24 protein-coding genes are annotated in these 23,695 nt (G+C 41.8%); all 24 read right to left on the bottom strand.

The features are described from left to right. Nucleotides 1-11 precede the first annotated feature (11 nt). Nucleotides 12-761, bottom strand: a complete 750-nt coding sequence (locus MORIYA_RS19845; RefSeq protein WP_112718054.1) for a protein phosphatase CheZ — start codon at nucleotides 759-761, stop codon at nucleotides 12-14. A gap of 12 nt (nucleotides 762-773) precedes the next feature. Beyond that, nucleotides 774-1,157: a chemotaxis response regulator CheY gene (cheY, locus tag MORIYA_RS19840; RefSeq protein WP_112718052.1), complete on the bottom strand. Its 384-nt coding sequence runs from the start codon at nucleotides 1,155-1,157 to the stop codon at nucleotides 774-776. Nucleotides 1,158-1,258: 101 nt separating this feature from the next. After that, nucleotides 1,259-1,984, bottom strand: coding sequence for an RNA polymerase sigma factor FliA (locus MORIYA_RS19835; RefSeq protein ID WP_112718050.1), 726 nt, complete (start codon nucleotides 1,982-1,984; stop codon nucleotides 1,259-1,261). Between the two features lies 1 nt (nucleotide 1,985). Beyond that, on the bottom strand, nucleotides 1,986-2,861 hold the full coding sequence (locus MORIYA_RS19830; protein WP_112718048.1) for a MinD/ParA family protein: 876 nt from the start codon (nucleotides 2,859-2,861) through the stop codon (nucleotides 1,986-1,988). Nucleotides 2,862-2,863: 2 nt separating this feature from the next. After that, nucleotides 2,864-4,360, bottom strand: a complete 1,497-nt coding sequence (gene flhF, locus MORIYA_RS19825; protein WP_112718046.1) for a flagellar biosynthesis protein FlhF — start codon at nucleotides 4,358-4,360, stop codon at nucleotides 2,864-2,866. A gap of 44 nt (nucleotides 4,361-4,404) precedes the next feature. Further along, entirely contained in the window at nucleotides 4,405-6,504 is a 2,100-nt protein-coding gene (gene flhA / locus MORIYA_RS19820) for a flagellar biosynthesis protein FlhA (RefSeq protein ID WP_112718044.1), read from the bottom strand. An 89-nt stretch (nucleotides 6,505-6,593) separates the two neighbouring features. Further along, nucleotides 6,594-7,724 (bottom strand): flagellar biosynthesis protein FlhB, encoded by a 1,131-nt coding sequence (flhB, locus tag MORIYA_RS19815; protein WP_112718042.1) that lies wholly within the window; start codon nucleotides 7,722-7,724, stop codon nucleotides 6,594-6,596. A 35-nt stretch (nucleotides 7,725-7,759) separates the two neighbouring features. Beyond that, a complete protein-coding gene (gene fliR, locus MORIYA_RS19810) occupies nucleotides 7,760-8,545 on the bottom strand; it encodes a flagellar biosynthetic protein FliR (RefSeq protein ID WP_112718040.1) in 786 nt (261 codons plus the stop codon). Between the two features lie 3 nt (nucleotides 8,546-8,548). Beyond that, the gene (gene fliQ / locus MORIYA_RS19805; protein ID WP_112718038.1) at nucleotides 8,549-8,818 is read right to left on the bottom strand and encodes a flagellar biosynthesis protein FliQ; all 270 of its coding nucleotides are present in this window, start codon (nucleotides 8,816-8,818) and stop codon (nucleotides 8,549-8,551) included. A 90-nt stretch (nucleotides 8,819-8,908) separates the two neighbouring features. Then, on the bottom strand, nucleotides 8,909-9,655 hold the full coding sequence (fliP, locus tag MORIYA_RS19800) for a flagellar type III secretion system pore protein FliP (RefSeq protein WP_112718036.1): 747 nt from the start codon (nucleotides 9,653-9,655) through the stop codon (nucleotides 8,909-8,911). Then, entirely contained in the window at nucleotides 9,645-9,968 is a 324-nt protein-coding gene (gene fliO, locus MORIYA_RS19795; RefSeq protein ID WP_112718034.1) for a flagellar biosynthetic protein FliO, read from the bottom strand. The genes fliP and fliO overlap by 11 nt, the downstream gene beginning before the upstream one ends. Nucleotide 9,969: 1 nt before the next feature. Next, a complete protein-coding gene (gene fliN / locus MORIYA_RS19790; protein ID WP_112718031.1) occupies nucleotides 9,970-10,353 on the bottom strand; it encodes a flagellar motor switch protein FliN in 384 nt (127 codons plus the stop codon). Nucleotides 10,354-10,355: 2 nt separating this feature from the next. After that, on the bottom strand, nucleotides 10,356-11,399 hold the full coding sequence (fliM, locus tag MORIYA_RS19785) for a flagellar motor switch protein FliM (protein ID WP_112718029.1): 1,044 nt from the start codon (nucleotides 11,397-11,399) through the stop codon (nucleotides 10,356-10,358). A gap of 7 nt (nucleotides 11,400-11,406) precedes the next feature. Continuing rightward, entirely contained in the window at nucleotides 11,407-11,910 is a 504-nt protein-coding gene (gene fliL, locus MORIYA_RS19780) for a flagellar basal body-associated protein FliL (protein WP_112718027.1), read from the bottom strand. A gap of 56 nt (nucleotides 11,911-11,966) precedes the next feature. Beyond that, nucleotides 11,967-13,502, bottom strand: coding sequence for a flagellar hook-length control protein FliK (locus MORIYA_RS19775; RefSeq protein WP_112718025.1), 1,536 nt, complete (start codon nucleotides 13,500-13,502; stop codon nucleotides 11,967-11,969). 80 nt (nucleotides 13,503-13,582) lie between these two features. Further along, nucleotides 13,583-14,029: a flagellar export protein FliJ gene (gene fliJ, locus MORIYA_RS19770; RefSeq protein WP_112718023.1), complete on the bottom strand. Its 447-nt coding sequence runs from the start codon at nucleotides 14,027-14,029 to the stop codon at nucleotides 13,583-13,585. Continuing rightward, nucleotides 14,029-15,384: a flagellar protein export ATPase FliI gene (fliI, locus tag MORIYA_RS19765; protein ID WP_112718021.1), complete on the bottom strand. Its 1,356-nt coding sequence runs from the start codon at nucleotides 15,382-15,384 to the stop codon at nucleotides 14,029-14,031. The genes fliJ and fliI overlap by 1 nt, the downstream gene beginning before the upstream one ends. Next, a complete protein-coding gene (locus MORIYA_RS19760) occupies nucleotides 15,384-16,187 on the bottom strand; it encodes a flagellar assembly protein FliH (RefSeq protein WP_112718019.1) in 804 nt (267 codons plus the stop codon). The genes fliI and MORIYA_RS19760 overlap by 1 nt, the downstream gene beginning before the upstream one ends. A gap of 27 nt (nucleotides 16,188-16,214) precedes the next feature. Then, the gene (fliG, locus tag MORIYA_RS19755) at nucleotides 16,215-17,261 is read right to left on the bottom strand and encodes a flagellar motor switch protein FliG (RefSeq protein WP_112718017.1); all 1,047 of its coding nucleotides are present in this window, start codon (nucleotides 17,259-17,261) and stop codon (nucleotides 16,215-16,217) included. Further along, complete coding sequence (gene fliF / locus MORIYA_RS19750) at nucleotides 17,254-18,963, bottom strand: flagellar basal-body MS-ring/collar protein FliF (RefSeq protein ID WP_112718015.1); 1,710 nt, start codon at nucleotides 18,961-18,963, stop codon at nucleotides 17,254-17,256. The genes fliG and fliF overlap by 8 nt, the downstream gene beginning before the upstream one ends. A 22-nt stretch (nucleotides 18,964-18,985) precedes the next feature. Beyond that, nucleotides 18,986-19,315 carry a flagellar hook-basal body complex protein FliE gene (gene fliE / locus MORIYA_RS19745; protein WP_112718013.1) on the bottom strand — a complete coding sequence of 110 codons (330 nt, stop codon included), beginning with the start codon at nucleotides 19,313-19,315 and terminating at the stop codon, nucleotides 18,986-18,988. Between the two features lie 110 nt (nucleotides 19,316-19,425). Further along, nucleotides 19,426-20,817, bottom strand: a complete 1,392-nt coding sequence (locus MORIYA_RS19740; protein ID WP_112718011.1) for a sigma-54-dependent transcriptional regulator — start codon at nucleotides 20,815-20,817, stop codon at nucleotides 19,426-19,428. A 4-nt stretch (nucleotides 20,818-20,821) separates the two neighbouring features. Then, nucleotides 20,822-21,877 carry a sensor histidine kinase gene (locus tag MORIYA_RS19735; protein ID WP_112718009.1) on the bottom strand — a complete coding sequence of 352 codons (1,056 nt, stop codon included), beginning with the start codon at nucleotides 21,875-21,877 and terminating at the stop codon, nucleotides 20,822-20,824. A 166-nt stretch (nucleotides 21,878-22,043) separates the two neighbouring features. Beyond that, the gene (locus tag MORIYA_RS19730) at nucleotides 22,044-23,513 is read right to left on the bottom strand and encodes a sigma-54 dependent transcriptional regulator (RefSeq protein WP_112718007.1); all 1,470 of its coding nucleotides are present in this window, start codon (nucleotides 23,511-23,513) and stop codon (nucleotides 22,044-22,046) included. Between the last annotated feature and the right edge of the window lie 182 nt (nucleotides 23,514-23,695).

Raw genomic sequence — 23,695 nt, 5'->3', positions numbered from 1 at the left:
CAATATCTCCCTTAAAATCCTAAACTTGATAATAAATCATCAACATCATCTTGGCCGTTTACCACATCCACACGTTCTCTCGCATTCATGATTGGACCTTCAGCTTCAATGTCAATGATCTTTTTAATTTCGTCTGCTGGTTGATTTAGTGGCTTTGTCGTTTCACCAAACATAGTCAGCATTTCAACTAATTTAACTTCTACTTCTTGCACTAGATTAATCACTCGACGGATCATTTGTCCCGTCAAATCTTGGAAATCTTGTGCCATTAGAATCTCAGTTAAGTACTGTCTTAAACTATCGGCATCAGAAGCTGAAACTTGAAGAAAATTATCTAATAATTTACAAAGCTCTTTAAATTGACCGAGTTGCAAATCACGATTCATCAATCTTGTCCAATTCGGCATCACTTGTTGGATACGATTATTAAAACTATCCGCGATGGGTAGACAAGCTTCCACTGCATCCATGGTGCGGTTGGCGGCTTTATCCGTCATCTCGATAACGTAGTTTAAACGTTCTCTAGCATCCGGGAACTCATCCTTAACCAGACTTTCAATACGTGTGTCTAATTGAAAGTCTTCTAATGAATTATGTAATTGACGAGTTAACACCCCCACTTTCTCATACAGTTCGGCTGAACATTCATTTTGAATATCAATAATGATTTCATTTGCCATTTCTACCTGGCCGCACTCTAGTAGTGTCACCAGTTCTTTAGCTTTTTCTAATGAAATCAATGCTTCTTGTTGATCACTCATGCGCATCCTTGCTTATTGAATTCGTTCGAAAATTTTCTCTAACTTTTCTTTTAACGTCGCAGCTGTAAATGGTTTAATAATATAACCATTTACACCTGATTGCGCAGCTTCAATAATTTGTTCACGTTTCGCTTCCGCAGTAACCATCAATACTGGGATATGGCAAAGCGCTTGATCTTTTCGTATTTCTTTAAGTAGATCAATACCTTGCATTCCAGGCATATTCCAGTCAGTGACCACAAAATCATAATTGCCATTTTTAAGCATAGGTAGCGCGGTATTACCGTCGTCGGCTTCAAATGTATTGCTAAAACCAAGGTCGCGCAGTAAGTTTTTAATGATGCGTCTCATCGTAGAAAAATCATCAACAATAAGAATTTTAATTTGCTTTTTCAAGTTGCTCTCCAAAATAAGTAATCACAATATTCACAGGTCCTGATTCCCATAAATATATTACTTCAATACTCAGGCACTAAATAATATAGTACCCATTAAACTTAATCATCCGACCAGGCATGCATCCGCGCTTTAACACGATGCATTGCTTGACTGTGTATTTGACTTACTCGAGATTCACTGACACTAAGCACTTCCCCAATCTCTCTTAGATTTAACTCTTCATCGTAATAAAGCGATAACACTAAGCTTTCTCTTTCAGGTAATGTTTTAATGCAATCAGCTAATGCTTGCTGAAAACGTTGCTCCGAAAAGTCCGCACAAGGGGTACTTGATTTACCTTTATAAGCTGAATAAGCGTCTTCATTACCGCCGGTCAAATCCTCGACAGCTAATATATGCCCACTGTTCACATCCATCAACATACTATGGTAGTCAGTCAGGCTTACGCCTAATTCACCAGCAATATCAGTATCTTTTGCATCCGTCCCAGTTTTTTTTTCGATCCGGTCAATTGCCGCAGCAATATCTCGACCATTTTTATGCACCGATCTTGGTACCCAGTCTCCACGTCTCATTTCATCTATCATTGAGCCGCGAATACGAATGCCAGCATACGTTTCAAAACTAGCTCCTTTAGATCCATCAAAGTTGCGCGCTGCATCCAGTAATCCAATCATTCCCGACTGAATTAAATCATCTAACTGAACACTCGGTGGCAAACGTAGGAGCAAGTGATGAGCAATTCGTTTGACTAAAAAACCGAATTGCTCAACAGCGTGATTCTGTTGCGACTGGATGCTACTGTAAGCGGATGCCTTATTCACTTCAATCTTCTACCCTAGCTTTGTTTTCAAACAGATTCTCAATGAAAAACTCTAGATGACCACCGGCTCTATTCGGTACAGGCCAAGTAGCAGCTTTACTTGCCAGTGCTCTAAACGCAAGAGAAGCGGGTGCTTTAGGAAATGCATCTACAACAACTCTTTGTTTTCGAACAGATTGACGAACGCAGTTATCAAACGGAATACAAGCAACAAGTTCTAATGTGGCATCTAAAAACCGGTCGGTAACACGTGTCAACTTAGTAAATAACTCTTGGCCTTCCCGTAAACTGCGCACCATGTTGGCAACAATTTTAAACCGATGAACGCCGTGCTCTTTAGATAATAATTTAATTAACGCGTAAGCATCGGTAATCGACGTTGGTTCATCACACACCACCATCAAGATATCTTGTGAGGCACGGCAGAAACTTAACACCATCTCCGAAATACCTGCAGCAGTATCAATTAATAACACATCAATCGGTGTTTTTAGCTCGCCAAAAGCCCGGATTAAACCAGCATGCTCTTGCCTCGATAATTCAACCATCGAGCGTGTACCAGATGTCGCTGGTGCGATTAAAATGCCATTTGGGCCTTCAATCAAAATATCGTCTAATGTACATTCTCCCGAAATTACGTGAGAAATATTTTTGTGTACGCGTAAGCCGAGTAACACATCGACGTTCGCCAATCCCAGATCGGCATCTAAAACCATCACTCGCTTGCCCTGTGCCGCGAGTGCTACTGCCATGTTTAGTGTTACGTTAGTTTTACCTACGCCACCTTTGCCACCTGAAACGGCAATGACTTTAACTTTTTTGTTATTACTCATTTGTCTTAGACCACTTGCTTGATCGAAAAAATTATTTTTATTCATTACTATTTATCATCGCCTAACCAAAAATGCGTATCGTTTTGTTCTTCTAGTGTATCTCTATTCAGTACCATGCTAACTAATTTCTGAGCATTGGCTGAATCTATATCTTCAGGTACTCGCTGCCCATTTGTTATATAAGCAATTGGCAGTTGATGTTGTATTAATACACTTAAAACTTCACCGAGACTTAAGCTTTCATCCACTTTACTTAAAATACAGCCCGCTAACGGAATGTGGTGAAAATGCTCTAGTGTTTCTTCTACGACCCTACGTTGTGCGGTTGCAGGGACAACTAAATAGTTACGAATCACGACTTTGTCATTATTGACTAATGTATCAAGCTGTTCAGATAAACGCGTATCGCGCTGGCCCATACCGGCAGTGTCAATCAAAACTAAACGCTTACTCCGTAATTGATACAAGTATTGTGCCAACTCTGCATCGTCACGTGCAACCTTGACTGTACAACCCATTATACGACCATAAGTTGCTAATTGTTCGTGAGCTCCGATACGATATGTATCAGTTGTAATCAGTGCAACATTATCTGAACCATGCAACATGGCAAATTTTGCCGCTAATTTGGCTATTGTTGTCGTTTTGCCGACGCCCGTGGGTCCAACTAATGCAACAGCCCCCCCTTTACTTAAAATATCATCTTGTGCAATCAGGATATTATCCGTCAATAGCGCTTGAATTTGATCCCAAGCTGATTCAATCGAACAATTTTCTGCCACATTATTCACTAATTGGTCTGCAATCTCTTCGGAAAAACCAATCTTAACGAGATGTTTAATCAACATAGCACGAATAGGTTCATTACGTTCAACTTCCTGCCACTGTAAGCCTGATACTTGATGTTCGAGCAGTTTTCGGATTGAAGCAAGTTCCACTTTCATCATGCTAATATCTTGTTGATTATCACCTTTTGATGCCGCTGACTCAAATGCTTTATAACCACTGTGTTGTGTTTGACGAACCATACCATCACGCATTTCATTTTGCTGAGCAAGTGTCGCTGGCGCAGACTTTGGTGGTTCCGAAAATCGTCGGTCCACAGGTTTCTTTAGAAAGCTGGTATCCCAGTTATTTTTTTCACTGGGATTATCTTCGTTGCTTATTGCTTGCGACATTTGTTGTTTATGTTCTTGCTGACGCGCCAATAAGCTCGCTAATGAATCATTTTTTACCACTGCTTGTTCGGGGCTAGCTTGTTGTGACATTTCGCTAGTCATTAACTTTTTGAAACTGAATTTAGATGCCGATAAATTGACGGAGTCTTCAGAAAGTTGACGGGTTTTCTTATTCATTACAGATTTTCGTTCTGCCGCAGGTTCCGATGCCGCAGGTTTACTTTCAGAGAAATCCACAGCAGCAACGATCTCGATGCCACCAGTGACCTTTTTGTTAGACATAATAACAGCGTCGGGGCCAAGAACCTCTTTGACTTCAGCCAATGCCGCTCGCATATCTTTGGCAAAAAAGCGCTTTATTTTCAACTTATCATCCTTAGTACTGTTCGCTACTTTAATTTATTAACGTGTTATTGACCGACAACACTGACAATACGGATCTGTTTATCATCGGGGACTTCTTGGTAAGACAATACTCTTAATGATGGTATTGAATATTTCACAAATTTAGCCAATGTAGATCTTAATACGCCAGACGTTAATAAGATCGCTGGTTGTCCCGCTAATTCTTGATTCTGCGCAACTTCTGTTAACGATGTTTGCATGCGCTCTGCTAATCCAGGTTCAATACCCGCACCTTCACTTCCAGCAGCCTGTAAAGACTGATGTAATATTTGTTCTAATTCGGGCGCCAGTGTGACCACAGGTAATTCACTATCGAGACCATTAATATCCTGAACAATCATGCGGCGTAAACTGACTCGACAAGCCGAAATTAATACTTCTGGATCTTGCGTTTTCGAGCCATATTCAGCCATCGTTTCCACAATAGTACGAATATCTCGAATTGGCACATTATCATGTAATAGCCCTTTTAGCACTTTTACAACAATCCCTAACGGTAGAATCTCAGGGACTAAAGTTTCGACTAACTTCGGATGTGTTTTCGCTAACACATCTAATAAATTTTGTACTTCTTCATAACCGAGCAATTGTGCCGCATTATTCAGTAATAACTGGCTCAAGTGTGTCGCAACAACAGTGGCGGAGTCAACTGCTGTATAACCCAAGGTTTGCGCTTGATCACGCTGTTGCGGGTTAATCCACAATGCAGGTAAACCAAAAGCTGGATCTATGGTCTCAATTCCTTCGATCTTGCCGTAAACCTGACCAGGGTTAATAGCCAACTCTTTATCGTGGAAGATTTCAATTTCGCCATTGGAAACGCCCATAATATTAATACTATAACAATTGGGTGGCAGATCTAGGTTGTCGCGAATATGCACCGCGGGGATCAAAAAACCTAATTCTTGAGAAAGTTTCTTACGTACACCTTTAATACGGTTTAATAACTCACCACCCTGGCTTTTATCAACCATAGGAATTAAGCGGTAACCCACTTCCAAACCAATCGTGTCTACCGGTTTAACATCATCCCAGTCGAGATCTTTTTGATCATTCAACGTCGCGTCAATGGCAGCATCGTCTGGAATATTAGTTTTCTCTTCTTCACGTAGGATTGCAGCTTTCATTAACCACCAAGCCCAAATGCCAGTAAGTACACCAAAACCGATAAAAGCAAGGTGTGGCATGCCAGGTACTAACCCCATCACCGTCATAATAACAGCGACAACCGCTAATGCTTCCGGATTCGCAATCATTTGGCTACTTATTTGGGAGCCCAATTTTTCATCTTTATTTTGACGGGTAACAATGATCGCGGCAGCGATAGATAACAGTAATGACGGTATCTGCGCAACCAGACCATCACCAATGGTCAATAATGTGTAAATTTCACCAGCTTCAGCAAAACTGAGATCATGCTGCGAAATACCAATAATAAGGCCGCCGATAATATTGATAAATAAAATCAATATACCTGCAACCGCATCACCTTTTACAAATTTACTGGCACCGTCCATCGAACCATAAAAATCAGCTTCTTGAGTAACTTCTTCACGGCGCAGTTTGGCTTGTTCTTGATCAATAATACCAGCGTTCAAATCGGCATCAATCGCCATTTGCTTGCCCGGCATGGCGTCAAGGGTAAAACGCGCACTCACTTCCGCAATACGTCCCGCGCCCTTAGTCACCACCGCAAAGTTAATTATCATTAAAATCATAAAAACGATAAGACCAACCGCCAAATTACCGCCGATCACCACCGAACCAAAAGCCTCAATCACCTCTCCAGCAGCACCACTCCCATTATGCCCTTCTAACAATACCACTCGGGTCGATGCCACATTAAGCGCTAAGCGTAATAACGTTGCAATTAACAATACGGTAGGAAATGCAGCAAAATCAAGCGGTTTTCTTACGTATACAGAGACAAGTAAGATTAATAACGACAACGCGATATTAAAAGAAAAGAACACATCTAACAGGAATGCAGGCATAGGCAATACAACCATGCCCAGCGTAGCCAACACCACGATCGGGGTGCCGATATTTTCTAGCGCCTTCGCCCTTTTACCCCAGATTTTCGATAGATTTGCTGTTACTTGCATTACGAGACCTCAAAATTTTATGCTCGCTAGTATAAAGCAATAATCATACCTAAGGCAAAAGCATTAAGCGTCTTAGTACAAAAATGGCATTAATATTTCAAATCGTCTGGAATATCCATGGCTTTGGGCAGCGGTTTAGGCCGATTACCTTTACGTTGCTTAAATTGTTCAAGTTGATAAACATAAGCGAGGATCTGTGCGACCGCAATAAATAACCCTTCAGGGATCGTGTCATCAATCTCAGTGCTATGATAAATAGCACGGGTTAACGCCGCAGATTCTAAGATAGGTATTTTGTGTTCTTTCGCCATTTCACGAATACGGAAAGCTACCTGGTCAACACCTTTGGCCACAACTTTGGGAGCCGCATTACCTGATTTTTCATATTTTAACGCCACCGAATAATGGGTTGGGTTGGTAATAATCACATCAGCGTCAGGAACATCACTCATCATACGACGTTGCGATATCTCCATCTGCATCTGCCTGATCTTGCTTTTTAACTGTGGGTTACCATTCACATCTTTCATTTCATCTTTAACTTCTTGTTTGGTCATCCGCAATTCTTTGGCGTGTTTCCAATATTGATAAGGTACGTCAATAGCCACAATGATAATCAAAGATGCGCACAACCAAATAAAAACATCAGTCAAAAAATTTAACGATTGGATAATCGAAATATGCAATGGTTGGAGACTAAACTCCATGATCTGTAAGAATTGAGTTTTTAATACCAGCAAAGCAATCGTCACAACAACTGCGACCTTGGCAATTGATTTAACCAATTCAACCATGGCTTGTGAGCCCATCATTCTTTTAAGACCTGCTTTAGGCGACATTTTGGATGCTTTCGGACGAATGGATTCACCACTAAACACCATGCCCCCCATGATAATATTACCGATAATACCAGCAAAAAAACCCACAATCATGATGCCGAATAATGGCCAAAATAACGGTTTAATACTCACGCTAACAATTTCAAGCAAGGCATCCGGTCTGAAAATATCTTCACGTTCAAGCTGAAATAAACTAGTCATATTCATAACAAGCGCACGTGCCAACGCATCACCAAAAGCAAGGAAAGCTATACCTGTCGCCGTCAGTACAAAGGTCGTCGCAAGTTCTTTCGAACGAACTACCTGGCCTTTCTCCCTGGCTTGGGTGAGCTTTTTCTCGGTGGCGTCTTCGGTTTGTTCTTGACCGTCTTTTTCAGCCATGAGGAGATACCTTTATCCTAATGTGATAAGTAAAGCTAATACGCGCAAGCATTATTGAGCAATGAACAAATCAGTTTTCCGGCGCGTTGCCACTGGGCATCAAAATGAAATACAAAACTTTTTAATGATAAGTAAATAATAAATAAGCCCGCGACCATACCCACCGCGAACCCTAAACTAAATACGTTTAGTTGCGGTGCAGCCTTGGTCATCACACCAAACGAAAAGTTAATAACTAACATAGCAACAACCGCAGACAATGACATACTCAGTGCCGCAGCGAACATGACTGACACCCACCCTGCTATTTCATAATACTGCACAGCCACTAAACCAGACGCTGAAACCGGCAATGTCTCAAAGGATTTAACGACTGTCTCGATCATAAATAAATGACCGTTCACAGATAAATAAACCAGTGTACCTAATAAAATATAGATTTGACCGATCACGGGAGACATTTGCCCTGATGCTGGATCGGCCATAGAAGCAAAACCTAAACTGGTTTGCATCGCGATAATCTGTCCCGCGAGCACAAACGTTTGAATCAACATGACCGTCACAAAGCCGATGGCAATACCAATCAAACTTTGTTGTAAAATGATCATGAAGCTACTTAACGAAAACAAGTCAACATTGGGCATAGGCGGCAATACCGGCGCGACCATCACGGTAAGCGCAAGACAATAAAATAACCGGATCATGGCTGGTGTGGTTTTCGCACCACTGACTATCATGACCATGACCATGCCAGATAGACGGGCAAATGGCCAAATATAACTGGCCATAAACGTCATAATATCAGCTGATAGAATTTCCACTAATTAACCTACAACTTGTGGGATCTGAAGTATCATATTGGTAAAGAATTCCATCAAACGACCAAAGCCCCAATGCGCACCATAGATCAGTGCCAGTAAGGTGGCAATTAAACGCGGTAAGAAACTTAATGTTTGTTCATTAATTGAGGTCGCGGCCTGAAACACAGACACCACTAAACCGACTAATAACCCTGGAACAACAACCGCACAGACCAGCAGTAATACCGTCCATAATGCTTGTCGAAATATATCTACAAAGACTTCAGGTGCCATGATACTGCCTTTTACTTATGAATCGGCTTATAAACCGATTGATGAACTGAACAATTACCTTATGTGAAAACGTGGTTATAAAGAGCGTTGTCATAATCCAAAGCTGCTGGCAAGCGTGCCCAAAATAAGGCTCCAACCATCAACGAGAACAAACAACATGAGCTTAAAGGGCAAAGATACAATCATTGGTGATAACATCATCATACCCATGGCCATCAAGATACTCGCCACCACCAAGTCAATAATCAAAAAGGGAATGAACACCATAAAACCAATTTGAAAGGCAGTTTTCAGTTCGCTGGTCACAAAAGCAGGAATCAAAACTCTAAAAGGCACCTCTTCGGGTGAATCGGCTTCCACTTTTGCAATTCGCATGAAGGTATCAAGATCGGTCACACGCGTTTGCGCTAACATAAATTGCTGCATTGGCAGTTTAGCCTGCTCAAAGGCTTGAATCGATGTAAGTTCTTCACTCAAATAAGGCTGCAGAGCATTATCATTAATACGATCAAATACTGGCGACATAATGAAAAAAGACAAAAATAAGGTGATACCAACTAATACTTGGTTAGACGGACTCTGCTGTAAACCTAATGCTTGGCGTAAAATAGACAGTACAATGATGATGCGAGTAAACGAGGTCATCATGATCAGCGCAGCTGGAAGAAAACTAAACGCCGTCATCATGGCTAAAATTTGCAATGACACCGAATATTCCTGCGAGCCATCACTGTTCGTGATCACTTTCACCGCCGACATCACAAAATCATCAGCCCATGCAGCGGAGGTGAAGAAGAGCAGTACCAGCGACAGTAATACCGTAAACTTATTTTTCATTATGCTGTTTCATCATCAGGGCTAATTTAGTCGCAAATGGATTGAGCTCTGGCTGACTATTATCCAAAGGCTGTGCTAACTCTTTAAGCAAATTAATTTGCTGTCCAGTGACGCCGAGCAATACTTGTTCTGAACCAACTTGTACCACCATGATCCGCTCTTTCGGCCCTAACGGTAACGTCGCGACAACGTGTAGCAGTTGATTATTACTGCCAAATACACGCGCTTTCTTAGCTACAAAAGCTAATATCAAAATAACCGAAATAACCACCAGCAACGATAATAGCCATTGCAACATATCGATATCGTTCATACTATTTAAGCTTCTTAATACGTTCAGTTTGGCTGATGACGTCGGTTAACCGAATACCAAATTTGTCATTGACTACCACAACTTCACCGTGGGCGATAAGTGTACCATTAACCATTACGTCAAGCGGCTCACCAGCTATACGATCAAGCTCAACAACAGAGCCTTGATTTAATTGTAATAAATTACGAATACTAATTTTACTACGACCAACTTCCATTGAAATCACAACCGGAATATCAAGAATACTATCTAATTTATGCTGTTGTCCAGGCGAGAATGCATTGTCATCATTGCTAAAATCTTCTAACTCCGTCGCTTCAACATGGCTTTGCTCGGCCATTGCAGCGGCCCAGTCATTGGCCATCTGATCTTGATCTTCACTCATTTCTATACCTTATTTTTATCGTCTGCATTAATTAATCCACCACGTAATACCACACGGTCAATATCAGATTTAGTTAAATTACTTACTTTCAGTTTTCTGCTAATTTTAACCGCTACATTATCTTTATTTCGACCCAGTTTGGCTTTATAACTGGGTAAATCTTCAATAAATACGGTGAGTTCTTCAGGCATCTCAATCGGGATAATATCCCCTACTCTTAATTCCATAATTTGCCCTATTGTCAGCTCAGTTTCAAGTAACTTAGTACTCAGTTCTACTGGTACATCTAAGATCTCTTCTTGTAACGCCGAACTCCAGCGTTCATCGGTATCTTCTTTGTCACTTTGCACACCCGCATCGAGTAATTCACGGATCGGCTCAAGCATCGAGTACGGCATGGTAATATGAAAATCACCTCCGCCACCATCAAGCTCGATATGGAATGAGCTCACGACAACAACCTCAGTCGGGCTAACAATATTAGCCATCGCCGGGTTTACTTCCGAATCAAGGTATTCAAACTCTGCGTCCATAACAGGCGCCCATGCTTCGTGATAATCTTCAAAGACTATCTTTAACAACATTTGAATAATACGGCGCTCTGTCGGCGTAAATTCACGACCTTCAATTTTGGCATGATAACGGCCATCGCCACCAAAAAAATTTTCGACTAAAATAAAGACGAGACGTGCTTCCATGGTCACTAACGCGGTGCCTTTTAAAGGGCGGAAACGCACCATATTCAAACTAGTCGGTACAAATAACGTATGCACGTATTCGCCAAATTTAAGCATTTGTACGCCATTAATTGATACTTCCGCAGTACGGCGCATCATATTAAATAGGCTGATCCGCATGTGACGAGCGAAACGTTCATTAACCAACTCCAGCGTTGGCATACGACCACGCACAATACGGTCTTGCGATGAAAAGTCAAAATCCACAATACTGCCACTGTCTTCGACGGTGTCAAATTCATCTTCTTCAACATCATCAACACCATGTAATAGCGCATCAATCTCGTCTTGGCTTAATAAATCACTCACACTTAACCTACTGCATTACAAAACCAGAAAATAGGATTTTTTCAACCCCCCCTTTTCCAGTATATTTAGTCAAAATTTCATTCACATTCGTTAACGAATCCGCGCGCAATAATTCTTTACCTTGATAGGTTGCTAATTGTTGCTCAGTGGTGGCGCTAAAGACTTGCAATAATGTACTTTCAATCAGCGGTAAATTGGCTTTCGCTAAATCTTTATTATCACTGCCGCGTACCATTAACTGCACTTTTATCTGAACTAAACGCTCCCGCTTTAACCCTATGACATTAAAAACAAAAGGACGTGGAAGCGCCACATAATAAGCGGTCTCATTAATTGTTTTATCGACGGTTTCTGTTACCACCCCTGAACTCTCAGCGGCAGCACTATCATCACTTAAAAAGAAAAAGGCAGCACCTCCAACAAGCGCTAATACTAAAATTACCGCAATGATAATAATTTTCTTATTACCCTTACCTTTATCGTCTATTTTCAAATCTTTATCGTCGGCCATTATCGTCCTTAAATCGAATTATCTATTGTGCTCATTACTGCCACTGACTAAACAGCTTAGGCGTAAAAGTCTACCCCTTTCGCCGAGTCTTGCCAATACGGAGTCGTAACAGGGGCTTCAGTCTGTGAATCTATCGTATAATTCGCATCTTTATTGCTATTTTTTTGTCCGTTTTCTTGTCTTGATTGCTGAAATTCAGAGTGTTGCTGGCCACTGTCGGCTTGTACCTTAGTCTCTCCCAACGTCATACCTTGTTGCTGTAGCATTTCTCGTAATCGCGGCATTTGTTGTTCAAGTAAATCTCGGCTTTGATTATTCTGCGTTTGGATTGTCACATTTATCTGATCGTTTTGCACAACCAATTTGATATTCATACTGCCTAATTCTGCTGGATCTAAACGGATTGTCGCTGTTTGCAATTCTTTGCTTACCATTATGGCGATTTTTTCATTTAATTCCGAGCTAGCGAGATTGTTATTAAGACTAACCCGCTTCTCTAATACTTGCTGTTCTACGTCTGTTAATGCCGGCGCCTTGATCAAAGTACGTATGGTTTGGTCTAACGGCTCTTGTTTACGTGCAGACTCCATAATTTGCGCAAAATCTAATTGCTCAATGGGTTCAGCCGATGCCATATCCTGCTGTTCTAGTGCAGCATTATCACTCTCAGTTACTGCACTGCTGGCCCCAGCAGTCATACTATTAGATTGACTAAAAGGGGTGTTTCTTGCCCAGTCTACTTCGCCAAAATCAGTGGCTAAAGTTGCTTTTCTAGCACCATTAATTGAATCACCACCAGCTAAAAAATCGTCGTTATTGAATCGAGGACTGTTGTCAGTAAGGCCTCCTATTGTCGATATACCAGCTAACGTTGACGCAGTGATAGTATCTGTTGGATCAGACGATAACTCGCTCGCTTCCAATACTTGTGTCTGCTCATTATCACTCACATCACTCACATCACTCACATTCGTCGCGTCTACAACGCTACTATCGAGCATGGATAAGCCTGTCATGCTAACGGATGCCGATAAGGCAATATTCGCCCCCTTGGCAGGTAAAGGCAATTCATTACCGTTAGCTTTACCTTGCAACAGCATCGATGATTGCTCAAGACGAGCCAAAAAGTCATCACTGCTTTCATTTTTCAGTGCGCTGTCACCTTGACTCATGACACTTAAGTCATCGCCGGCTATCGCTTCAACTTCAACTTCAACTTCAACTTCAACTTCAACTTCAACTTCAACTTCAACTTCATTAGTGTGCTCTATCCGACCCGCTACAATACCATCATTGATACTCGCGTCAAAACTAGGCTCAGCACTTGGTAGTGTACTATTCTCCGTACTATCCTCCGTACTCTCAGCCGCAATATTCTCAGCACTATCGATGGCTGTTTGTCCGACGATAGAATCTGTTTTATTATCGCTATTAAACAGAGAAAATAATTTTGAAAAGCTGTTCTCAGACGTCAACTCGCCAGCACTCGCCATATCTGCAGCGGTATCGCCTTTGACATTAAGCGCTTGCGATTTATTATTCGCCACTTGTGTATCCGTCATCGCAGTTGATTTATGTAGAGAGAAAATCATAGTTCAAGCCTAAATGTCATCAATAAGAAGTTATAGCAAAATTATAGCAAAATTCACGCCAAGTATAAGTTGGCGTGCGTTTATCGGTTATTTTTACGCTTGAAATATTGGAAGTTAGAAAACTCATCAAGGTCTTTTTGCTCGCGTCGATGCTCGACAAGTTGTGCAGCAATTTTCCGCTTATTCAATAGCAGACCCAATGCATCACGTTTCTTACGAATTTCCATCCAGTCTATATGCTTGTTCTTCACTGTTTGTTGAATATTATCGAGCGCTTGTTTCTGTTCAAACTCGGCGAGTTCTAGTTTTTTCATAAAATTATGATAATGTGCATAACTACTACCTGAGATACCTTCTTCCCCACGTTCCGTAAATTGCTGTAAATATTGTTTACGGTAATCACTTAATTGCTGCATTTGGCTATGATAACGCTCAGCATCTTGTTGGATCAGTGCATAGGCTCTCGCGGCGTCTTTTTCTTGCCTTTCAAGTTGCTCATAAACCCGTTGTAAGGCAGTATTAGCCATTATGTTGACACTGTATCATTTGAGGTTTCCACACCGAGATGCGGTGCGATGGCAGCAAGCATTTCTTCACATTTTGAAAATGGAATAACTTCTTTCATGCCTTGTTGTAAAAATTGATCCATCGCTGGTTTTAAGCGAATTGCTCTATCAATTTTTGCATCCGAACCTTTGCTATAAGCGCCAATGGCAACCAAGTCTTTGTTCTGCTGGTATAACGAGTAAGCTTGTTTGAATCCGCGAGCCGCAGCTTGATGGGAATCAGTCGTCACCATTGGCATGACACGACTAATCGACTTTTCAATATCAATCGCCGGATAGTGTCCCGCATCCGTTAACTCGCGAGACAATACGATATGACCATCGAGGATCGCCCGCGCCGCATCCGCAATCGGATCTTGTAAGTCATCACCTTCGGTTAATACCGTGAAGAACGCTGTAATCGAGCCTTGTTCGTCACTACCGTTACCCGCTCGCTCCACCAGCTGAGGTAATTTTGCAAATACCGATGGCGGATAACCTTTCGTTGCCGGTGGTTCACCCACCGCGAGAGCAATTTCACGTTGCGCTTGTGCAAAACGGGTCAATGAATCCATCAGTAATAATACATTCAAGCCTTGGTCGCGGAAGTATTCCGCTAACGCTAATGATGTTTCGCAACCTTTTAGGCGCATCAGTGGCGATGAATCCGCAGGCGCAGCAACTACAACAGCGCGCGCCAGCCCTTCTTCACCGAGGATCTCTTCAATAAATTCTTTTACTTCTCGGCCACGCTCACCAATTAAACCAACGATGACAACGTCAGCAGTTGAACCACGCGTCATCATGCCTAACAACACACTCTTACCGACACCCGAGCCAGCGAAAAGCCCCATACGCTGACCTTGACCTACGGTGAGCATGGCATTAATGGCTTTAACACCGACATCAAGTGGTTTTGATATTTTTTTACGCGCCAGCGGATTAATACGCTTGGCAGTAAAAGATATGGTTTGTCCGGTAATAATTTCGCCTTTACCGTCAATCGGCTTACCAACACCATCTAATACCCGACCAAGTAGTTCCATACCAACCTGAATACCTTGGGTCTCATTGAGTGGTGTTACTTTTGCGCCTGGAATAATACCTGTCACTTGCTCACTCGGCATTAAAAATAATTTATCACCATCAAAACCGACAACCTCAGCATCCATCAGGCCATTGTCAGTTTCAACAGAGCACAAACTGCCAATTGCAGCGCGACAACCGACCGTTTCGAGGGTTAAACCAACGACCCGAGTCAACTTACCAGCCACAGTTGGCTTGCTGGCCAGTGAATCAGTTTTTAATTGTTGTAATCGACTGAGTAGCTCGGTCATTATGCGCTCGGTTTATTAGCAATAAGAAATTGACGCATCATTTGTTTAATCCGTTGTTCCATTAACAGTTCTACCGAAGAAACTTCGTTATTAATAACTAAATCACCTTGTTTCATCATCGGCTCTGAGATTAATACCCAGCCACGTTTTACACATTCTTCAGTGGCGTAGTATTCATTCATTACGGCCAAATCATCAGGATGCAATTTAATGGTGATTTTTTGCTCAAGAATAGGTAGCGCATCTAGGGCTAATTTTAATGTTTGCAGCAATATATCGTGATTAAATGTCACTTCTGTCTTAATTAATTCTTCTGCTAAGGCTGTTGCAACACGAATTAATTCGTTTTCAACTTCACTATTTACGGCTGCTAAAGGCGCGTGCATTTGCGTTTGCAGCTGCTCCCATACGGCGGCTTTATCCGCTATCTGCTGTTGTCCATCAGCTAATCCTTGGGCGAGTCCTTGCTCTTGGCCTTGCGCTTCACCTTTGCTAAGACCTTCAACTGTGCCGCTCGCTAAGCCATCCTGATAGCCTTGTTCTTTACCTTCATTGTAACCTTCTTCATAAGCCGCTTGTCGTATTGCGTCAAGCTCCTCTGCAGTCATTGGCTGAGGCTTAATCTCTTCTTCGACCGGCTCATCTGTACCCTTACCTTCATACCAGTCATGCTTCATCCCTAGTGCATTAGTATTAAGCACTGCAGCTTGGGTATTCTCAAACTCGGGTAAATACCAATCATCTATTTGATGCTCATCACTCGCAGTAAAAGGCGGGATATTAGACTTTAAACTGTCATTCATAGCCATATCCCATCAACGATCATGTATTTATAAGAAGTCATCACCACCGCCTCCTCCGCCAAGCATTATATCACCACTGTCAGCTAAACGCCGCGCAATAGATAAGATCTCTTTCTGCGCCGATTCCACTTCACTCACCCGAATAGGTCCCATTGCTTCCAGATCGTCTTCCAACATTTCAACTTGACGTTTCGACATGTTTTTAAAGATTTTATCTTTAAGCTGATCATCCGCACCTTTCAGTGCTTTTTGTAATTGATCTTGCGCCACTTCACGCAGTAATGCCTGAATACCACGATCATCAACATCAATAAGGTTTTCAAACACAAACATAAGGTCTTGGATCTGCTGACTGATCTCTTCGTCAGATTCACGAATAGCATCCATTAATTGCCCTTCGATGTTAGTATCGAGGTAGTTCATAATATTGGCAGCGGCTTTCAGGCCACCCATCTTCGCGGCTTGTGCGCCAGATTGGCCCGCGAACTGTTTCTCCATGATCTCGTTTAATTCATGTAACGCGGCGGGTTGAACTTCTTCTAGATTAGCAATACGCAACATTAAATCGATACGAACTTTCTCTGGGAATTGCGATAGAATTTCTGCGGATTGTTCGGGTTCTAGATAAGACAATACAATGGTTTGGATCTGAGGATGCTCATTATGAATAATATTGGCAACCTGGCGAGCGTCCATCCATTTCAATGAATCAAGACCTTTGGCGCCACTGCCCATGATGATTTGATCAACCAGATTACCCGCTTTATCCGCGCCTAATGCTGCCGTTAACGCATTTCGAACAAAATCTTCACTACCAACACCAATATTAGTGAACTTTTGGATATCATCAATAAACGCACGATGCACACCCGCTACTTTCACCTGAGAAAAATCTTTCATTGATGCCATTGCCATACCCAAGCGCTGTACTTGCTTCGGCTCTAACTGACGAAATATCGTTGCCGCATCTTCTTCATTTAAACTCAACATTAAGATCGCAGAACGTTCAATACCATTTAAGGTCGTTGCATCAAATTTTTCTGTCGTTGCTACTTGTTTATTTGAATCAGGCATCTTCTATCATCCATTCTTTAATCACTAATACAGTTAAGTCTGGTTCGTTAGCAACCAGTGCACGAACCGCTTCGAGCAAGTCTTCATCTTTGTGTAAGTTAGGTAACTGTAAATGGCCGCTGCGCATTACAAAATCGGTATCACCTTCGGTATCGGCGGTCAGCAACTGCATGTCTTCATCATTTTCAATCGCACTGATACCTAAATCTAAATCTTCTATATTTTCATCAGGTTCGCTGTTAATTAAGCGTTTTATCATCGGGCGAATAACAGCCATTATTAATATCACAATGACAATTAAGCTTGCAGCAACACGCACGGCACGCCAAAACCATTCTTCTTCCCAAATAGGAATGTCTGCCATCGTGGTTAATTCTGGGCGATTAAATGAGATCGCAACCACTTCTAAGCTATCACCACGATTCACATTAAAACCAATACCACCTTGTAATACACGGCGTATATTAGCAATTTCAGCTTGGCTGCGCGGTTCTCGCACCATCACACCATCGGCGCCAATACTGTTAATGTAATCGATCGCAACAGATACACTTAAACGCTGAATAACACCCGTTTGTGATTTAGTATGACTGATCGTGGTATCAAGTTCATAGTTTCTGGTTGATTCTTTTTGAGATTGGCCAATAGGACGCGCCGCGGCATTACCAGCACCCGCTTCTTCTGGTATATCAGCATCAAGCGGTGGTTGATTGGTTAATGCACCTGGAATGCCTTGATTACCATTACCGAACGATTGACGTTCAAGTAACATCTCACTGCGTACGGCCAGTAAATCGGGGTTAAAGCGTTTTTGCGTCTGCTCTCTCACACTAAAGTCCATTGTTACATCAACTTCAGCGGTATAATTACTCACACCTAAGATCGGAATAAGAATAGAATCAATTTTTGTACGGTACTCACGCTCATGATTTTTTACCATTTCAAATTCGCGTCGGCCTTTTGCAGCCAGCATGTCTTGGCTGCCAGAGTTAAGTAAACGGCCATTTTGATCGGTTAATGTCACCCGTGTTGGTTCTAAACCTTGTACCGCAGAAGCAACTAATTGCACCATAGCGTCAATATGTTCTTGTGAAATAGCCGCACTATTACGCACCGTCAATACCACGGTTGCACTGGGTTTCTTATCGCGCTTAGCAAATACATTTTCTTTCGGGATCGCGAGTAATACCTGTGCTTTCGATACCTGCTTAAATTCTTCTAGTGCGCGTGCTATTTGACGTTCACGACCCAGCTTCAAACGTTCTCGTTCAACCCGCTGACTAACACCAAAGCCCATATCTTGCATTAAGATATCGTCACCTTGTAGTGATGTCGTTGTTAATCCAGCGCGGCGTAAGCGGTGTTTAATGTTTTGGTATTGTTCTACGGATACAGAAACCGTGTCACCATTAATTTTATAATCTATTTTCTCTTGGTCTAAAAAATCGAGTGTTTCAATGAGTTCAGCGGTTTGATACGTACCTAAAGGACGCATTTCAGATTCTTTACCCCAGAGTAAAATAAATACCACTAAGGTTAGCGAGATCGCTAATGCTAAAATTAGAATAATTTGACGTAAAATATCAGCATTGGTGAAAAACCCAAATGCTGAGCTTTTTTGCTCATTCTCATCTAATTGCACTAAATCATTATCCATATCGTTATTACTTACGATACCGGTATTTGAAGCCGTATCAGCCACAGAGTTACTCCTTTACCCGAGATTAAACAGGCATACTCATTATTTCTTTATAAGATTCGATCAATTTATTACGAACCTGTACCGTAGCATCGAATGCTATCCCAGATTTTTGCGATGCTATCATAACATCACTTAGGGATATACTGCGATCACCTTGATCAAAACGGGTGCGTAAATCACCCGTATTTTGTTGTAATCCGTTCACACTATCAATTGCTTGCTGCAACATATCACCAAAACTAGCGGATGTCGTGCTTGGCGCTTTTACCGCGGTCGGATCTGCTTCAAATTTAGTCGCCTGTAACGACATGTTTTGCATTTCAGAGTAAAGATTATTGGCTGCAATGTTCATTGGTTATCCTCGTTGTCATATTTTTGACCTACTTTAATAAAGCAATTGTTATGCCAACAAAAAAACCGCAATTCCAATCAATTGCGGCCTTTAAAGAGACTTACTCGTCATTAAGCGGGGATTTCAATTCCTTGCTCACGCATTTTTGCTAATTTATAACGTAACGTGCGTGGACTAATACCTAATTTCTCTGATACGTCCTTACGAACACCATGACAGCCAATCAAGGTTTCCAAAATAATTTGATACTCTTGTTGACGTAATTCGTTACCTAAAGGCTCATTGGGTAAATTAATGCTGCGCACAGGGACTTCTGCTTTAATATGCAGCTGTTGCGCTTGGCCAGTCGGTGCTATTACTTGCAAATCTCCGGTTATAAAATCTTCTAAAATCAGATCTGCCGCTTTTATTTGCCCATCAACCGTTAAAATCATCGCGCGTTGGATCACGTTGTCTAATTCACGCACATTACCCGGCCAATGATAAATCTGTAACTTCGCCTTAGCGCAATTAAGTAACTCAAGTATTGGAATATTACTTTGCTTGCAGTGCAATTTTAATAAATGCTCTGCTATCGGTAAAATATCACCTTTGCGCTCGGTTAATGGTAACCAAACTAATGGGAATACATTCAGTCGATAATATAAATCTTCTCTGAAGTCACCATTCGCTACAGCTTGTTTCATATTACGGTTACTGGTCGCAATAACGCGTATATTAAGCTTAATGGTTTTACGACTGCCTAAGCGCTCGACTTCACGCTCTTGCAATACCCGTAATAATTTAACTTGTAGCGACAAAGCCATTTCCGAAATTTCATCCAGCAAGATGGTGCCATTTTGGGCTTGTTCAAATTTACCCGGGCACGCTTGTATCGCGCCAGTAAATGCACCTTTTTCATAACCGAACAGGGTTGCTTCCAGCATGTTTTCCGGGATCGCTGCACAGTTAATCGCCACAAATGGACCGTCATAACGCAGCGAATGATCATGAATATAACGTGATAGCACTTCTTTACCTGTACCACTTGGACCAGTAATCATGACAGTGACATCTGATTTAGCGACTTTACGCGCCAAACTTAATAACTGCTCTGTTTTTTCATCACCGTAGCAAGGGGTGCGCTTCGCTATTTTTTGTGGTGGTACATAACGACCCACCTGATTAATCAAGACTTCGGGCGAAAAAGGTTTCCCAATATAGTCCACAGCGCCGTTACGCATTGCCGTTACCGCATCATCAACTCTGGCATAAGCCGTCATTAACAATACCGGTAAATCTGGATACTTTTGTTTAATATTATGCAGTAAGGTTAATCCCGTCATGCCACCCATTTGGATATCACTGACGACCATATCATAGGTTTTTTTACCTAATGCAATGAGTGCGCTTTCGCCGCTATCAACTTCATCACATTCATAACCAGCCATTAATAGGGTATCAACCAAGGCTTCACGAAGACCAAGATCATCTTCAACAACAAGAATTTGAGAATGGGACATACTGTTATCCGCCTATTACCATTGATTGAGGTGCTGCTACACGATGTAGCGGTACGATTATACTAAAATGACTGCCTTCACCTTCAGTTGAGTCTAACTCCAAACTGCCATGGTGCGCTTTAACCACACTTTGTACCACTGCCAGACCGAGACCCGTACCTTGTGACTTGGTGGTAAAGAAAGGTTCTAAAATTTTGACTTGCATATGTTTCGCGATCCCAGGGCCATCATCAGAGACCACAATGGCCACTTTATTATCGCCAGATCGGATGGCAGAAATAGCGATATTGGCGCCCTGTCCACAAGCATCTAAGGCATTTTGTATTAAATTGCCAATTGCGCTAGATAGTGCATTGCGATTAGCTAAGATTAATAAGTCGGGCTCCGGCAAGGTAACGTGCATGTTGCTGTTTGTCTGTAACATCATGGCTTCACTGCCCGCTTGTACTTGAACTAATAAATTCTGTAGTGAGATCTCTTCAACCACTAAATCTTTACCCGTACGGGCAAAGAGCAGCATGTCATTGACCTGGTTTTCCAGATCATTGAGACGCTGAATTAACTTGCTTTGAAAGCGCTGCCGAGAGGCAGGAGGGAGATTCGGATTAGCCAGATTAGAGCCGTATAATAATGCCGCTGATAATGGTGTGCGGATTTGATGTGCTAATGATGCCATCATTCGACCTAATGACGATAACTGTTTCATATGGCTAACACGTTCTTGCAGATGCCGTGTATAGGTTAAATCAGTCAACATAATTAATTGACCCGGCTGTGAGCCAAGCGTGGTTATCGACAACTGTACTTTACAGCCATTTTTTAATGATATCTCATGGCCGTCATCTTCTTTGGGGGTAAACGCACGCTGAATAACATCCATCCAACGCGACCCCATCAACGGCTCATCCAGTAATTGCACAGCCACTTTATTGACTTCAATGACAATACCGTTACCATCAAGAATTACCAATCCTGACGGCAATGCTTCGACTAACTTTTCACTGCGATCTTTGTGCGCTCGTAGTTCTGCTAATTCGCCGGGATAAGATTCTTGTACCATAGTAGCACTCCGCTAAAAAATTGACTCACACCAAATTATGCATTTAGTGTGCCAATTAAATAAACTTTGTAACCACATGCTTTTAAATAAAAAAAGCCCAACAAAATATTGGGCTTATGGATTTTTATCATGAATTATTATTTTATTTGCATTAAACTACACCAATTTAGGCTTCTTTTTGTAATCCATATTTACGCATTTTTTCAACCAAGGTTGTTCGGCGCATGCCTAATTGATCTGCAGCTCGAGCCACAACATATGCTTGTTGATCTAACGCTTGCTTGATCATATCAATTTCAAATTCAGCTAACATTTCTTTCAGATTAACCCCAGTTTCTGGCAGGCTACTTGGCATTGAGAAGAAACCGTCTTCTTGTGGTTCTTCTTCTGCATCAGCAAAAATTTCATCACTAAACATAGCCGAGATAGCATCATGCTCGGCTAACTCAGTGGGAACCTCAGAGTGTATAACTTGGCTTTCGCCATCATCGTTATAGCGGTACTTAACCGGTAATTCACCGAGATCAACAATATTACCTGCCGTCATGATAAGTAGACGTTCAATCAGATTTGATAACTCACGGACATTACCTGGCCATGAGTGTTGCATTAACGACGCCATGGCCCGTTGCGTAAATAAGATCGTGGCATCATGTTCAACTTCGTGACGACGTAATAACTCTTGGATCAATAACGGAATATCATCTGGACGCTCCCGCAGGGCCGGGCTTTCAATTGGAAACACATTTAAACGGTAATAAAGATCTTCACGGAATTCGCCATCAAGGATCATTTTGTCTAAATTACGGTGTGTGGCAGCGATAATACGCACATCGGCTTTAATTGTTTTACTGCCCCCCACACGTTCAAAAACGCGTTCTTGTAACACCCGTAATAATTTCACTTGCATTGGCTGTGGCATATCACCAATTTCATCCAGAAATAATGTCCCACCGCTGGCAAGCTCAAAACGGCCTTTACGCGCCGAGAATGCGCCAGTGAATGCGCCTTTTTCATGGCCAAATAATTCACTTTCTAATAATTCAGCGGGGATCGCACCACAGTTAATCGGTACGAACGGACCGTCACTGCGTGATGACGCTTCATGAATTGAACGGGCAATGACTTCTTTACCCGTGCCCGATTCACCCAGCACTAATACATTAGCGCCTTTTGACGCCACTTGCATGATCAAGTGACGGACTCTTTGGATGGCATCACCACGACCAACTAGCTGCTTGATTAATGCTTTTGACGCTGACGTTGATTGACCTAACTTACTCGTCACACATTGACGATAAGATTGACAACGTCCAAGCAACAAGGTCAATTGTTGATAAGATAAAGGCAGTTCGATATGACCGATTAAATTACCTTTCTCTGGTACTTTTGCTTGCGTACCAAAGGTTAAAAATGGATTCATTGGATTCGCATCAATTAACGCAGATAAATCTGTTTCTGAGTAACTGTCTGAAGAGACAATCACACTGTTTGCGGCAAGATCGATCTTCGCGCTAATATCGACATGGGAATCGTAACTCTGCCAACCTTCGCCAAGAAAGGACAAGATCGTTTCTAAATTTTGTCTGCGTTCAATATTCTCATCAATTACAAAAACTGACTTAGTAGTATCCATATTACAGCCTGCGCTAAACCTTACTTAAACTTAAACTTAAACTTAAAAAAATAAATCACCTTAACTATGGTTAAAGTGTGTCAAAAACTGACCTACGCCAATTAATTGACATCGCTATAGTACACATTCCTAAATCAAGATGAAACAATCATATGCGTTAATTTAGAATTCAGATAAAAAGA

Source organism: Moritella yayanosii (assembly GCF_900465055.1).
GTDB classification, from domain to species: domain Bacteria; phylum Pseudomonadota; class Gammaproteobacteria; order Enterobacterales; family Moritellaceae; genus Moritella; species Moritella yayanosii.
Note: the sequence above shows the minus strand (reverse complement) of the source record. Positions and strands in the feature narration are given on the sequence as shown.

Excerpts from the sequence above, each read along its gene's own strand:
- MORIYA_RS19735 (WP_112718009.1), bottom strand. The coding sequence starts at position 21,877 with ATGGTACAAGAATCTTATCCCGGCGAATTAGCAGAACTACGAGCGCAC.
- MORIYA_RS19775 (WP_112718025.1), bottom strand. The coding sequence starts at position 13,502 with ATGATTTTCTCTCTACATAAATCAACTGCGATGACGGATACACAAGTG.
- fliP (WP_112718036.1), bottom strand. The coding sequence starts at position 9,655 with ATGAAAAATAAGTTTACGGTATTACTGTCGCTGGTACTGCTCTTCTTC.
- MORIYA_RS19760 (WP_112718019.1), bottom strand. The coding sequence starts at position 16,187 with ATGAATGACAGTTTAAAGTCTAATATCCCGCCTTTTACTGCGAGTGAT.
- fliE (WP_112718013.1), bottom strand. The coding sequence starts at position 19,315 with ATGAACATTGCAGCCAATAATCTTTACTCTGAAATGCAAAACATGTCG.
- fliL (WP_112718027.1), bottom strand. The coding sequence starts at position 11,910 with ATGGCCGACGATAAAGATTTGAAAATAGACGATAAAGGTAAGGGTAAT.
- MORIYA_RS19730 (WP_112718007.1), bottom strand. The coding sequence starts at position 23,513 with ATGGATACTACTAAGTCAGTTTTTGTAATTGATGAGAATATTGAACGC.
- MORIYA_RS19845 (WP_112718054.1), bottom strand. The coding sequence starts at position 761 with ATGAGTGATCAACAAGAAGCATTGATTTCATTAGAAAAAGCTAAAGAA.
- fliG (WP_112718017.1), bottom strand. The coding sequence starts at position 17,261 with ATGCCTGATTCAAATAAACAAGTAGCAACGACAGAAAAATTTGATGCA.
- flhB (WP_112718042.1), bottom strand. The coding sequence starts at position 7,724 with ATGGCTGAAAAAGACGGTCAAGAACAAACCGAAGACGCCACCGAGAAA.
- fliN (WP_112718031.1), bottom strand. The coding sequence starts at position 10,353 with ATGAGTGAAGATCAAGATCAGATGGCCAATGACTGGGCCGCTGCAATG.
- MORIYA_RS19830 (WP_112718048.1), bottom strand. The coding sequence starts at position 2,861 with ATGAATAAAAATAATTTTTTCGATCAAGCAAGTGGTCTAAGACAAATG.
- flhA (WP_112718044.1), bottom strand. The coding sequence starts at position 6,504 with ATGCAAGTAACAGCAAATCTATCGAAAATCTGGGGTAAAAGGGCGAAG.
- fliJ (WP_112718023.1), bottom strand. The coding sequence starts at position 14,029 with ATGGCTAATACTGCCTTACAACGGGTTTATGAGCAACTTGAAAGGCAA.
- fliI (WP_112718021.1), bottom strand. The coding sequence starts at position 15,384 with ATGACCGAGCTACTCAGTCGATTACAACAATTAAAAACTGATTCACTG.
- MORIYA_RS19740 (WP_112718011.1), bottom strand. The coding sequence starts at position 20,817 with ATGTCCCATTCTCAAATTCTTGTTGTTGAAGATGATCTTGGTCTTCGT.
- fliO (WP_112718034.1), bottom strand. The coding sequence starts at position 9,968 with ATGAACGATATCGATATGTTGCAATGGCTATTATCGTTGCTGGTGGTT.
- fliQ (WP_112718038.1), bottom strand. The coding sequence starts at position 8,818 with ATGGCACCTGAAGTCTTTGTAGATATATTTCGACAAGCATTATGGACG.